The organism is Corallococcus sp. AB030 (assembly GCF_003668965.1).
In the GTDB taxonomy this organism is placed as follows: domain Bacteria; phylum Myxococcota; class Myxococcia; order Myxococcales; family Myxococcaceae; genus Corallococcus; species Corallococcus exiguus.
This window is the reverse complement of record NZ_RAWQ01000258.1, coordinates 1-12,050: the sequence shown is the minus strand read 5'-3', so window position 1 is coordinate 12,050 and position 12,050 is coordinate 1. Positions and strand designations below refer to the sequence as shown.

The following is a 12,050-nucleotide window of genomic DNA, read 5'->3' as shown; positions in this document are numbered from 1 at the left end:
CCCCAAGGCCGCCGCCCCCGCGCCGGCCCCAGTGGCGGAGAAGACCGAGGCGTCGGCGGCGCCAATGTTCGTCTACACCTACAGTCCGGTGGGCAAGCGGGATCCATTCCGCAGTCCGCTGGAGGAGCTCGGGCCGGTGGCGCGTGACGCACCGGAGCGGGCCTGCAATGAACCCCTGTGCGTGTTCGACCTCGACCAGCTCAAGCTGGTGGCGGTCGTCACGGGGGATGCCAGCCCACTGGCGATGGTCGAGGACCCCCTGGGTCGCGGCCACATCGTCCGGCGCAACACTCGCGTGGGGCGCCAGGGCGGCAAGGTCACACAGATTCTACGGGACTCGGTCACCGTCACCGAGGTCTTCACGGGCGCCAAGGGCGAGCTCATCAGCAATCCGGTGAGTCTCCAGCTCAAGGCGGATGGTGTGAAGGACCCCGCCTACAACCTGATGACGGGCAAGAACTGGGAGTAGCGCCCCACGGCGCGCCCGCGGGCAGTCGTCGCCCGCATCCAACTTGTTGAGGGGACGCATGCTCGAGCAGAGCGCTGTGACGAGGGGCAAGTGGATCATGGCGACCGCATGGGCGGTCGTCCTGGCAAGCGCCAAGGTGTACGGCGCGGATCTCAATACGCTGAGGGACCTGCAGGTGTCCCGGACGGGAGCCGGTGCCCAGGTCGTGGTGACCGGGACCCGGCCGCCCACCTTCACCGTCTTCCGGCTCAGTGGGCCGGAGCGGCTGGTGGTGGACCTGTCGTCCGCGGATGCCACCGGCATCAAGGGGCACCATGACGGCACCGGTCCGGTGTCCGGCGTGGTGGCCGCCCAGTTCTCCGACGCGCGCGCCAGCGTGGGCCGCGTGCTGGTGGCGCTCGACCAGGCCTCCCAGTACGACGTCCGCGCGGAAGGCAACCGCGTGGTCATCTCCGTGGACGGCTCGCCGGTGGCCCCCGCCGCCGCGACCGCCCAGGCTCCGCAGGCTCCGGCCGAAGCGAAGCCGGCCGAGCCCGCGCAGGCGGTCGCCGCCGCGCCGGTGAAGGCCGCGCCCGCGCCCGTGGTGGAGGCGATGGTGGCGGTGGTGCCGGAGGAGGGGACGTCCTCCAAGGTCGCCCCGTCCCAGGCGCCGGGCCGTGAGAACGTCGTCGCCACGGAGGCGGATGAGCGCGAGGTGGCCCACCCGGCCCAGCGCATCACCCGGCTGTCCCTGGAAGGCGAGTCGCTGCGCGTCGCCGCCGACGGAGAGATCGCCCGCTTCGAGGTCCTGGAGCTGGTGGACCCGCCGCGCCTGGCCGTGGACGTGTACGGCGTGGGCCTGAGCGCGAAGGCGCCCAAGGTGAAGGGCAACCTGCTCAAGGACGTGCGCGTGGGCGCCCACGAGGACAAGGTTCGCCTGGTGCTCGTGGCCAAGGGCGACATGCCCGCCTACCGCGTGGACCGCGCCGAGCGCGGCCTGGAGGTGGTGTTGGGAAGCGCGGTGGCGCGCAAGTCCAAGCCCTCGCAGCCGCGCGACGCGGTGGCGGAGACGGAGCCCCTGCGCCCGCAGCCCCTGCCCGTGCAGGAGTCGGCGAAGCCGCAGCCCGCGGTGGCGCAGGCCGCGCCGCAGCCGGCGGTGGTGGAGGTCAAGGACCTGTCCTTCGACGAGAGCCCCTCGGGCGGTCGCGTGCAGCTGAAGCTGTCCGGCGCGACGGCGTGGAAGGTGGACCGGCCGGATCCTCGCAGCGCGGTGCTGACGCTGGAGAACGCGCGTCTGCCCAAGAAGCTGGAGCGCAGCCTGGACACCAGCGCGCTGGACACGCCGGTGAAGATGATCAGCGCCTTCAGCGTGCCGGGTGAGGGCCGCAAGGTTCGCCTGGTGGTCGCCGCGGACGGCGCCATCGAGGAGAACGTCACCCAGGGCGCCAACAGCCTGAGCTGGCGGCTGGACGTGCAGGGCGTGAAGACGGAGGAGGTGGCCGTCACCCAGCGCACCGCCGGCTTCACGGCGGAGGCCCCGGCGTACGCGGCGGAGGGCGCGCCCCAGCAGGCTCGCTACCGCGGCAAGCGCGTGTCCTTCGAGTTCAAGGACATCGACATCCAGAACCTGCTGCGCGTCATCGCGGAGATCTCCAAGCGCAACATCGTCGTCGCCGATGACGTGGGCGGCCGCGTGACCATCCGTCTGCGCAACGTGCCCTGGGACCAGGCGCTGGACCTCATCCTGCGCACCAAGCAGCTGGGCCAGGAGCAGGTGGGCAACATCATCCGCATCGCGCCGCTGAAGACCCTGGAAGAGGAGGCGCGGCTGCGCCAGGAGCGCAAGAAGTCGCTGCAGCAGCAGGAGGACCTGCTGGTCAGCCTGGTGCCGGTGAACTACGCGGTGGCCAATGACATGTCGTCGCGCGTGAAGGACGTGCTCAGCGACCGCGGCACGGTGACGGTGGATGTGCGCACCAACGTGCTCATCATCAAGGACATCCGCTCCAACACGGAGAAGGCGCGCGCCCTGGTGCGCAGCCTGGACACGCAGACGCCGCAGGTCCTCATCGAGAGCCGCATCGTGGAGGCTAGCACCAACTTCAGCCGCAACCTGGGCGTGCAGTGGGGCGGTCAGACGCGTCTGTCGGCCGCGTCCGGCAACCCGACCGGCCTCATCTTCCCCAGCACCGTCGGTGTCACGGGCGGCGCGGGTGGCACGGCCCCGGGTGTTCCGGCCCAGCCCAACTTCGCGGTGAACCTGCCGGCGGCGGTGGGTGCGGGCGTCGGTGGCGCCATGGGCTTCGCCTTCGGCTCCGCGGGCGGCGCCGTGCAGCTCAACCTGCGCCTGTCCGCGGCGGAGTCCGAGGGCACGGTGAAGACCATCTCGTCGCCCAAGGTCACCACGCTGGACAACAACACGGCCCGCATCAGCCAGGGTCTGTCCATCCCGTTCAGCCAGACGTCTGCCGGCGGCGTGAACACGACCTTCGTGGAAGCGCGCCTGTCGCTGGAAGTCACGCCGCACATCACCCAGGACGGCAGCATCCTCATGTCCATCCAGGCGCAGAACAACCAGCCGGATCCGTCCAACACCGGTGCCAACGGCCAGCCGTCCATCCAGCGCAAGGAGGCCAACACCCAGGTCCTCGTGAAGGATGGCGACACGACGGTCATCGGCGGCATCTACGTGCGCCGCGGCAGCACCTCGGCTGAATCGGTGCCCTTCCTGTCGAAGATTCCCGTGCTCGGCTTCTTCTTCCGGAGCACCCTGGAGACGGACGAGCGGCAGGAACTGCTCATCTTCATCACGCCCCGCATCCTCAACCGGCAGACCATCGCGCAGAGCCTCTAACGGCCTCGCACCCTGATTGGGAGAGACATTCCAATGAAGCCCTTCCTCATCGCGGCGGCCCTGTCGCTCGGGCTCTGCTCGTGCTCCGAAAGCACCCCCGTCGTCCAGATCCTCCAGACCATCCAGCCGGACGAGTCCTGCTCCTTCGGCGTCAACGATACAGGCATCGCGAATGGTTCGCTCAACCTGGCCTACCGGAACGGGTACCTGCTGGGGCTCGTCGTCAAGTCGAACTACTCGAGCACGCCCATCGACGTGAACGGCGTTCCGTTGGAGCCGGGGTCCGACATCGGAGGGTCCGCCACCGCCTTCGTGGACACGCTGAAGCTGTCCTACGCCTCGACGCCGAGCATCCGCATCCCCGACGGCGAGGTTCCCTACACGGCGACCATCAATCCCGCGTCGAACGCGAACCGGCTGGTGGTCAACCTGATGACCGCGGAAGCCGCGTCGGCCCTGCGGACCGCTCTGTCCGGCACCGCGACGGCCACGGTGCGGGTCACCGCTCAGTTCACTGGCAAGTTCGCGTCGGGCGGCAAGAAGTTCGAGTCGAACGAGATCGTCTTCGGCATCGATGTCGCCAATGGGGCCGCCTCGCTTCGGACCTGCGGGCCAGGTGAGGACCCCGAGGTCCCGGAGGGCCCCTGTGGTTCGGGTGCCGGCCAGGACGGTCAGTATCCCTCGTGCCAGCCCGGGCCGGCGGCCCCGGGCGTCGGGGGCTAGATGGCCTTCCGCACGCACCTTGAAGCGGTGGTGAACCAGGTGGACGGAGCCCTCGCATGCAGCGTGATGGGCTTTGACGGCATCTCCGTGGAGACGTTCCAGAGGGACGAAGCCACGGAGCTGGACGTCTCCGGCACCTGGGTGGAGTACGCCAACCTGCTCACGCAGTTGAAGAACGCGGCCGAATCCCTGAAGACGGGCACCGTCACCGAGGTGTCCGTCAACAGCGAGAAGGTCCTCACCGTGATGCGCATGCTGACGCCGGAATACTTCCTGGTGTTGGCCCTGCGCGCGGACGGGAACTTCGGCAAGGGGCGCTATGTCCTGCGCGTCACCGCGCCGCAGGTGAAGGCGGAGTTGTAGCCGCGCACGTCCGCTCGGGCAGGGGGCTTGTTGACCCTGCCCGGCGACGCAGCGTGCCTCCGCTTTCCCCTTTGCAGGAACCAGGGCATGGGCTAGACACCCCGGACTTTCGCCTTTACGTTCGTCCCAGGAGTCGGTCCCATGGCCGGGTATGTCGATACGTCTGAATTCCGCAATGGTTTGAAGATCTTGTGGGAGGACAAGCCGTACGTCATCGAGTACTTCCAGCACGTCAAGCCTGGGAAGGGCTCCTCCTTCACCCGCACCAAGATCCGCAGCCTGCTGGACGGTCGCGTCCTGGAGCCCACGCTGAAGTCCGGCGACAAGGTGGGGACCCCGGACATCGAGTCCAAGGACATGCAGTTCCTGTATGTCCAGGGCGACGAGTATCACTTCATGGAGAAGAAGACCTTCGAGCAGACCTTCCTGACCAAGGAAGGCCTCGGGGAGTCGGTCAACTTCCTGAAGGAGAGCCTCGACGTCGAGATCCTCTTCTGGAACGGCAAGGCCATCAACGTGACGCTGCCGAACTCCGTGGACCTCAAGGTCATCAAGTGCGACCCGGGCGTGCGCGGCGACACCGTGTCCGGCGCCCTGAAGCCCGCCACGCTGGAGACCGGCTACAGCGTCAACGTGCCCCTGTTCATCAACGAGGGCGACGTGCTGAAGATCGACACGCGTGAAGGTGGCAAGTACCTCACCCGCGTGGCCACTGGCGGCTGAGAGCAGCTTCCCTTCACCTGGCGACCCGGGAGGGGTCCGAATGGCAACGAAGCGCAAGGCAACCCGGCCGGCCGTGTCCTCGGGCGCGGCCTCCGGGCGGGATGCGGGTACCACGTCGCTGGACGTGGAGGCCCTCCGGCAGATCGTCGAAATCCTGGAGGCCTCCGACGTCACCCGGTTGGTGTGGACGAAGGGCCCGGAGAAGCTCTACATCCGCCGCGGTCACGCGCCGGAGACGACCATCGTCCACCACACGGCGCCCTCGGGCCCCGGGGTGACGGTGTCGCCGCCGGTGGAGTACGCCGCTCCGGCCGCCCCGCGGATGGCGCCCGCCGCCGCGCCCGCGGCCGCCGCCGCCACGGCGCCGGAGAAGCCCGCGGAGAAGCCGGGCCACCAGGTGACCAGCCCCTTCGTGGGGACGTTCTACCGGACCCCCGCGCCGGATCAGCCCCCGTTCGTGGACGTGGGCACGGTGGTGCGCAAGGGCCAGGTGCTCTGCATCGTGGAAGCGATGAAGTTGATGAACGAAATCGAGTCCGAGGTCTCCGGCCGCATCGCCGAAGTCCTCGTGGAGAACGGTCGCCCGGTGGAGTTCGGCCAGGCGCTGTTCCGCATCGAGCCGGCCTGAGTCTGCTGACCCGTCAGGCGCGTCCAGCCCTCTCCGGGCGGGACGCGCCCCAGGCCCTCGCGAAGGAGCACGGCCGTGTTCAAGAAGGTTCTGGTCGCCAACCGCGGGGAGATTGCCCTGCGGGTCATCCGCGCATGCCGTGAGCTGGGCATCGCCACCGTGGCGGTGCACTCCACTGCTGACGCCAACGCGCTGCACGTGCGCTTCGCGGACGAGGCCGTCTGCATCGGGCCGCCTCCGTCCAAGGAGAGCTACCTCAACGTGCCGCAGCTGCTCTCCGCGGCGGAAATCACCCGCGCGGACGCCATCCACCCGGGCTACGGCTTCCTGTCGGAGAACGCCGAGTTCGCGGAGGTCTGCGAGAACTGCAAGATCCGCTTCATTGGCCCGCGCCCGGAGATGCTGCGGCTGATGGGCAACAAGGTGCGCGCGCGCGCCGCGGCCCGCGAGGCCGGCCTGCCGTTGCTCCCGGGCAGCCCCGGCGTGGTGAAGGATCCGCGCGAGGCGGAGGCCTTCGCGAAGGAGATTGGGTTCCCGGTCATCCTGAAGGCGGCGGCGGGCGGTGGCGGCAAGGGCATGAAGATCGTCCGCGAGCCGGGTGTGCTCGCGCAGGCGTTCTCCACCGCGCAGGCGGAGGCCCTGGCCAGCTTCAACAACGGCGACCTCTACATCGAGCGGTACGTGGAGAAGCCGCGCCACATCGAGATTCAAATCGTCGCGGACGAGCACGGGAACGTCATCCACCTCAACGAGCGTGAGTGCTCCGTGCAGCGGCGGCACCAGAAGCTCATCGAGGAGAGCCCATCCCCCGCGCTCACGCCGGAGCTGCGCCAGCGCATGGGCGAGGTGTCCGTCGCCGCGATGCGGAAGATCCGCTACAACAACGTGGGCACCATCGAGTACCTGCTCGACGAGCGCGGCGAGTTCTACTTCATGGAGATGAACACGCGCATCCAGGTGGAGCACCCCGTGACGGAGTTGGTCATGGGCGTGGACCTGGTCCGTGAGCAGATCCGCATGGCCTACGGGCACCCCCTGCGCTTCAAGCAGGAAGACGTGCAGATACGCGGGCACGCCATCGAGTGCCGCGTGAACGCGGAGGACCCCGTCACCTTCGCTCCGTGGCCGGGCAAGATTACGGGCTACAGCGTGCCGGGTGGCTACGGCGTGCGCGTGGACTCCGCCGCGTACGAGAACTACACGGTGCTGCCGCACTACGACAGCCTGTTGTCCAAGCTCATCGTGCACGCGGAGGACCGCGAGACGGCCATCCGCCGCATGCAGCGCGCGCTCTCCGAGTACGTCGTGGAGGGCATCCGCACCAACATCCCGTTCCACCGGGCCGCACTGGCGGAGGAGTCCTTCCAGGAGGGCAACTACGACACCCGCTTCGTGGAGCGCCTGCTGGCGAGCGAGACGGGTTCGCGCCGGCTGAAGAAGGCCGTGGAAGAGACTCCGTAGCGCCTTGCCGTGAAGGCGTGGAAAACCCGCCGGGCGTGCGAGCGTCCAGGCGGGTGATCCAGCCCTGGGGGAGGGCAGGCTGTTTCTTGACCCGCATCGGAGGATTCCGTTAGCCTCCGATGCTCCCCCCCAGAGAAGGACTGAAACCCGCGAAGTTCCTCGGGGTTTCTGCCTGTCGGAAGCGCACGCTCGATGGACAAGAACAAGATCATCGAAGCCGCCGCGAAGCTGGTCGCGAAGGGCGCGTACGACAAAGCCATCAAGGAGTATCAGAAGGTCCTGGAGGTCGACCCGAAGGACATCCGGGTCCTCCAGAAGATGGGGGAGCTGTACCAGAAGAAGAACGACAACGCGCAGGCGGCGCACTTCTTCACCAAGGTCGCGGAGAGCTACTCCTCGGACGGCTTCTTCCTCAAGGCCGTCGCCCTCTACAAGCAGGTCCTCAAGCTCAACCCGAACCTGCTGGAGGTGAACCTCAAGCTGGCGGAGCTGCACCAGCAGCTGGGCTTGATGTCGGAGGCGATGGCGTACTTCCAGATCGTCGCCAACCACTACGACAAGGCGGGCGACACCAAGTCGAGCCTCGACACGCTGAAGAAGATGGTGGATCTCGACCCGGAGAACGTGGCGTCGAAGATCAAGCTCGCGGAGCTGTACGCGCGCGAGAACATGACGAAGGAAGCGGCGCAGGAGTTCAAGCGCGCCGCGGAGTACCTCAAGCGCAACGCTCGCGCGGATGACTGGCTGCGCGTCGCGGAGCGCCTCTCCGCGCTGGAGCCGGACAACCTCCCGCTCGCGAAGGAGCTGGCCGCGTCGTACCTGCAGCGCGGCGACCAGAAGCGCGCGCTCGCCAAGCTCCAGGTGTGCTTCAAGGCGGATGGCCGCGACGTGGAGACGCTGACGCTGCTGGCCCAGGCGTTCCAGGGACTGGGCCAGATCTCCAAGACGGTGTCCGTCTACAAGGAGCTCGCGAAGATCCACCAGGAGCGCGGACGCACCGCTGAGTCCGACGGCGTGTGGACGCAGATTGAGCTGCTGGATCCGCAGGATCCGGATCTGCTCGCGCGCCGGGGGCCCGTCGCCGAACCGGAGCCCGAGCCCGTCGCCGCGCACCACCCCGTGGAGGAGGCCGCGCCCGCGTGGAGCGCGCCGGCCCCCGCGGCGCCCCCGTCCCGTCCCGCGCCCGCCGCGCCGCCCGCGGCCGTGGCGCCGCCTCCGTCCGCGGGGATGAGCCGCGAGCAGCTGGCCAAGCTGCTGACGGAGACGGACGTCTACGTGAAGTACGGGCTCCACGACAAAGCGCTGGAGCACCTGCGCAAGGTCTTCTCCGTGGATCCGGAGAACCTGGATGCGCACGAAAAGGCGTACCACATCTACGTGGCGGCCAATAACGGCGCGCAGGCGTCCGAGCAGCTGCTCAACGTGCTGCGCCTGTGCACGCGCCGCGCGGACGTGCAGCGCGCGCAGCCGTACCTGGCGACCATCCTTCAGGAGAACCCGGCGCATCCCGAGGTGCCCGCCTTCCTGTCCGTGCTTCGCGCGGAAGGGGGCTTCGTGGCGCCGGCGGCGACGCCGGGCGTGGAGTCGCTGGAGGAGGACGCCATCCTGGTGGACTCCAACGAGGACGAGATCCTCGTCGCGGAGCCGCCGGAGGATGCGCTCGCGCAGCCCGGCGGTGACGAGCTGGCGCTCGCGGCGCTGAGCCACGGGGCGGACTCGGACGAAATCGTCGACGACGAGGTCGCGGAGACCACGTTGAGCGGCGAGGAAGCCGTGATGGGCGAGCCCATCAGCTCCGCCGAGAACACCGTCTACGACCTGCCGCCGCAGGACGACCTGGTGATGGGGTCCGACGAGGACTCGCTGGTGCTCGCGGACGAGCCGGGCCTGGGCGATCCGGATGTCTCCGGAGGCTTGGACGACGAGCCGCTGGTCGCCCAGGACGACGCGCTGGCGTACGCGGCGGACGCGGGCGACGAGCCCATGGTGCTCGCGGACGAGCCGGGCGGCATGTCGCTGGGCGACGAGGAAGAGGCGCCGCCCACGCGCATCCTGTCCCCGTCGCGCGCGCTGCTGGAAGAGGCCGCGCCGAACACGCGCCAGTTGCCGACGCTGGGCGACAGCGACGACGACGAGGCCCTGGTCGAACCCGGCATGTCGCTGGGCGAGGACGACGACGCGCCCACGCGCGTGGGGCTCGCGCCCCTGGATGCGTCCGCGCTGGACGACGCGGGCCTGGACGAAGGCTTCGCAGCGCCGGCGGAAGAGCCCCCGTACACGGGCGACATGTCGCTGGGCGACGAGTACGAAGACGAGCCCACGGCCGCGCACATGGTGCTGCCGTCGCTGGAGGGGCTGTCCTACGACGAGCCTCAGGCCGAGGCGTTCGCGGACGAGCCGGAGCCCGAGCCCGAGGCCCTGGCGGATGAGCCGGAACCCGAGCCAGCGCCCGAGCCGGAAGCGGAGCCTGAGGAAGAGCCTGCCTCCGAGGAGTGCGACGAGGCGTCGTTCTTCCTCGACCAGGGCCTGCTGGAAGAGGCGCGCGAAATCCTGGAGACGGTGGCCATCGCGTTCCCCGGCCACGTGCGCGCCGGCGAGCTGATGGCGCGGCTGGAGGAGATGGAGGCCGGCGGTGGCGCGGCCCCCGAGGACGACGCTCCCTCGGAGCCCCTGCACGTGCCTTCCGTGCAGCCGGTGACGGAGGCGTCGCTCGACGACGACGCCGGTGGTGGTGACGCGTTCGACCTGGCGGCGCAGCTGGCGGGTGAGCTGGACGACCTGGGCGGTGAGTCGCTGGCGGCGGTGCCCCCGGCGGAAGAGGACTTCCAGTACTCGGTGGACGAGGTCTTCGCCGAGTTCAAGAAGGGCCTGGCCAAGGTGGTGAAGCCCGAGGACGTGGACACGCACTACGACCTGGGCATCGCCTACAAGGAAATGGGCCTGCTGGACGACGCCGTCCACGAGTTCGAGGTGGCCCGCCAGGGCTGCGTGGGCACCCCGCGCGAGCTGGACTGCCTGACGATGATTGGCATGCTGCACACGCTGCGCGGCAAGCCGGACGAGTCCGTGGCGGTGTTCAAGGAAGGCCTTTCCAACGTGCTCGCGACGGGCGAGGTGGCCAAGGCGCTGGGCTTCGAGCTGGCGAGCGCCTACGACGCGCTCAACGAGCAGGGCAAGGCGCTCTTCCACTTCCAGCGGGTGGCCGCCATGGACGCGAAATACCGCGACGTGGGGTCGCAGGTGACGCGGCTGTCGGCGCTGACCGCACCGGAGGAGGACCCGCTGCCTCGCGCCGGAAAGGGCCCGGCGACGCCGGTTCCCGCCGCGGGCGTGCCGAAGGCTCGTAAAGTAGGGTACGTGTAGCGCGTCCCCCCACGAGGCCCGGCGAGCGATGACGACCTACCTCGATTTCTTCGAACTCACCCAGGAGCCGTTCTCCAACGCTCCGGTGAGCCGCTTCTATTACAACTCCGCGCAGCACTCGCAGGCCCTCACGCGGCTGATGCACGCCGTGGGCTACATGAAGGGCCTGTCCATCCTCATTGGCGACATCGGCGCGGGCAAGACGACGCTCGCCCGGCGCATGCTCGACTCGCTTCCGGAGTCCGAGTACGAGGCCGCGCTGCTCGTCATCATCCACTCGGGCATCACCGCCCAGTGGCTCCTGCGCCGCATCGCGCTCCAACTGGGCGTGGAGAACCCCGCGCAGGAGAAGCTGGCGCTCCTGTCGCAGCTCTACCAGCGCCTGCTGCAAATCTATGAGTCCGGCAAGAAGGCCGTCGTCCTCATCGACGAGGCGCAGATGCTGGAGACGCGTGAGCTCATGGAGGAGTTCCGGGGGCTGCTCAACCTGGAAGTTCCGGAGCGCAAGCTCATCTCCTTCGTCTTCTTCGGCCTGCCGGAGATTGAAAAGAACCTGAAGCTGGACCCGCCGCTCGCCCAGCGCGTGGCGCTCCGCTACAAGCTGGAGCCCTTCACGGCGGAGTCCACGGAGGCGTACGTGAAGCACCGGCTGCGGCTCGCCGGCTGCCCGCGCATGCCCTTCACGCCGGAGGCGCTGCTCGCCGTGCACGAGCACTCCGGCGGCACCCCGCGCGTCATCAACACCCTGTGCGACAACGCCCTCTTCGAGGCGTTCCTCGCGCGCTCGGAGACCATCAGCGCGGAGCTGGTGCACCGCATCGGCAACAACCTGGGGCTCCAGGGTGGCTCGGCTGCTTCCCAGGCAAGCGAGCGAGCGAGCGCGCCCGCCACCTCGCTGCCCCGGACGGCGAACACCAAAATCGACCTGGCGGAGATCGACCGCTACCTCGAGGGACTCGGTAAGCTCTAGCGGCTTGTCCCTCCCCAGCCGCAACAGTGCAGCGCGCAAGGCGCTCTTGTTGGTGCTCCTCGTGGTGTCGGGGAGCATCCTGCTGTTGCGTCAGCCGTTCACCTGGGACGCCGCCTGCACCCTGGCGCGCAGGCAGCTGCCGGACCTGCTGGGCGTGGGCATCGGAATCGGCCGGTGCGAGTTGGATCCGCTGGGCTCGCGCGTGGTGCTGCACGGCGTGTCGGTGTTCGCGCCGGGCAGGGACACGCCGCTGTTCGCCGCGGACGAGGCGGAGGTGGGGCTGGGCTTCCTGTCTCCGCTGTCCCGCCGCTTCATGCTGGGCCATGTGCGAGTGCGGCATCCGCGCGTGGCGCTGGATTTGTCCCGGCCCTCCTCGGCCCCGCCTTCCTCCGACGGGACGTGCCCGCTCACGCCGCTGACCCGCGTGGGCGTGGGGCGCGTGGACATCACCGGCGCGGAGGTGCGCCTCGCGCTGCCGGACGGGCGGGGCGTGGAGGTGGAGAACCTGGACGTGGGG

The 12,050-nt window shown here is 69.1% G+C and carries 9 protein-coding genes and 1 pseudogene; all 10 read left to right on the top strand.

What is annotated here, in order from left to right; translation table 11 throughout:
- On the top strand, window positions 1-469 hold a 469-nt coding region (locus D7Y15_RS38605; RefSeq protein ID WP_121755697.1), incomplete at its 5' end, for a pilus assembly protein PilP.
- A 58-nt stretch (window positions 470-527) separates the two neighbouring features.
- A complete protein-coding gene (pilQ, locus tag D7Y15_RS38600) occupies window positions 528-3,302 on the top strand; it encodes a type IV pilus secretin PilQ (protein ID WP_121755696.1) in 2,775 nt (924 codons plus the stop codon).
- Window positions 3,303-3,335: 33 nt separating this feature from the next.
- Window positions 3,336-4,025, top strand: a complete 690-nt coding sequence (locus tag D7Y15_RS38595; protein WP_121755695.1) for a hypothetical protein — start codon at window positions 3,336-3,338, stop codon at window positions 4,023-4,025.
- On the top strand, window positions 4,026-4,388 hold the full coding sequence (locus D7Y15_RS38590; protein ID WP_120597162.1) for a hypothetical protein: 363 nt from the start codon (window positions 4,026-4,028) through the stop codon (window positions 4,386-4,388).
- Window positions 4,389-4,529: 141 nt separating this feature from the next.
- Window positions 4,530-5,111, top strand: a complete 582-nt coding sequence (efp, locus tag D7Y15_RS38585) for an elongation factor P (protein ID WP_120580679.1) — start codon at window positions 4,530-4,532, stop codon at window positions 5,109-5,111.
- Between the two features lie 40 nt (window positions 5,112-5,151).
- A complete protein-coding gene (accB, locus tag D7Y15_RS38580; RefSeq protein ID WP_121755694.1) occupies window positions 5,152-5,739 on the top strand; it encodes an acetyl-CoA carboxylase biotin carboxyl carrier protein in 588 nt (195 codons plus the stop codon).
- A gap of 75 nt (window positions 5,740-5,814) precedes the next feature.
- On the top strand, window positions 5,815-7,200 hold the full coding sequence (accC, locus tag D7Y15_RS38575) for an acetyl-CoA carboxylase biotin carboxylase subunit (protein ID WP_120580677.1): 1,386 nt from the start codon (window positions 5,815-5,817) through the stop codon (window positions 7,198-7,200).
- A 192-nt stretch (window positions 7,201-7,392) separates the two neighbouring features.
- Window positions 7,393-10,563: a tetratricopeptide repeat protein gene (locus tag D7Y15_RS38570; protein ID WP_121755693.1), complete on the top strand. Its 3,171-nt coding sequence runs from the start codon at window positions 7,393-7,395 to the stop codon at window positions 10,561-10,563.
- Window positions 10,564-10,591: 28 nt separating this feature from the next.
- Complete coding sequence (locus tag D7Y15_RS38565; RefSeq protein WP_014399053.1) at window positions 10,592-11,533, top strand: ExeA family protein; 942 nt, start codon at window positions 10,592-10,594, stop codon at window positions 11,531-11,533.
- Between the two features lie 4 nt (window positions 11,534-11,537).
- Window positions 11,538-12,050, top strand: a pseudogene (locus D7Y15_RS38560) (translocation/assembly module TamB); the annotation flags it as partial.

Coding starts and splice junctions, on each gene's coding strand:
- efp (WP_120580679.1), top strand. CDS start 4,530: ATGGCCGGGTATGTCGATACGTCTGAATTCCGCAATGGTTTGAAGATC.
- pilQ (WP_121755696.1), top strand. CDS start 528: ATGCTCGAGCAGAGCGCTGTGACGAGGGGCAAGTGGATCATGGCGACC.
- accB (WP_121755694.1), top strand. CDS start 5,152: ATGGCAACGAAGCGCAAGGCAACCCGGCCGGCCGTGTCCTCGGGCGCG.
- D7Y15_RS38590 (WP_120597162.1), top strand. CDS start 4,026: ATGGCCTTCCGCACGCACCTTGAAGCGGTGGTGAACCAGGTGGACGGA.
- D7Y15_RS38570 (WP_121755693.1), top strand. CDS start 7,393: ATGGACAAGAACAAGATCATCGAAGCCGCCGCGAAGCTGGTCGCGAAG.
- D7Y15_RS38595 (WP_121755695.1), top strand. CDS start 3,336: ATGAAGCCCTTCCTCATCGCGGCGGCCCTGTCGCTCGGGCTCTGCTCG.
- D7Y15_RS38565 (WP_014399053.1), top strand. CDS start 10,592: ATGACGACCTACCTCGATTTCTTCGAACTCACCCAGGAGCCGTTCTCC.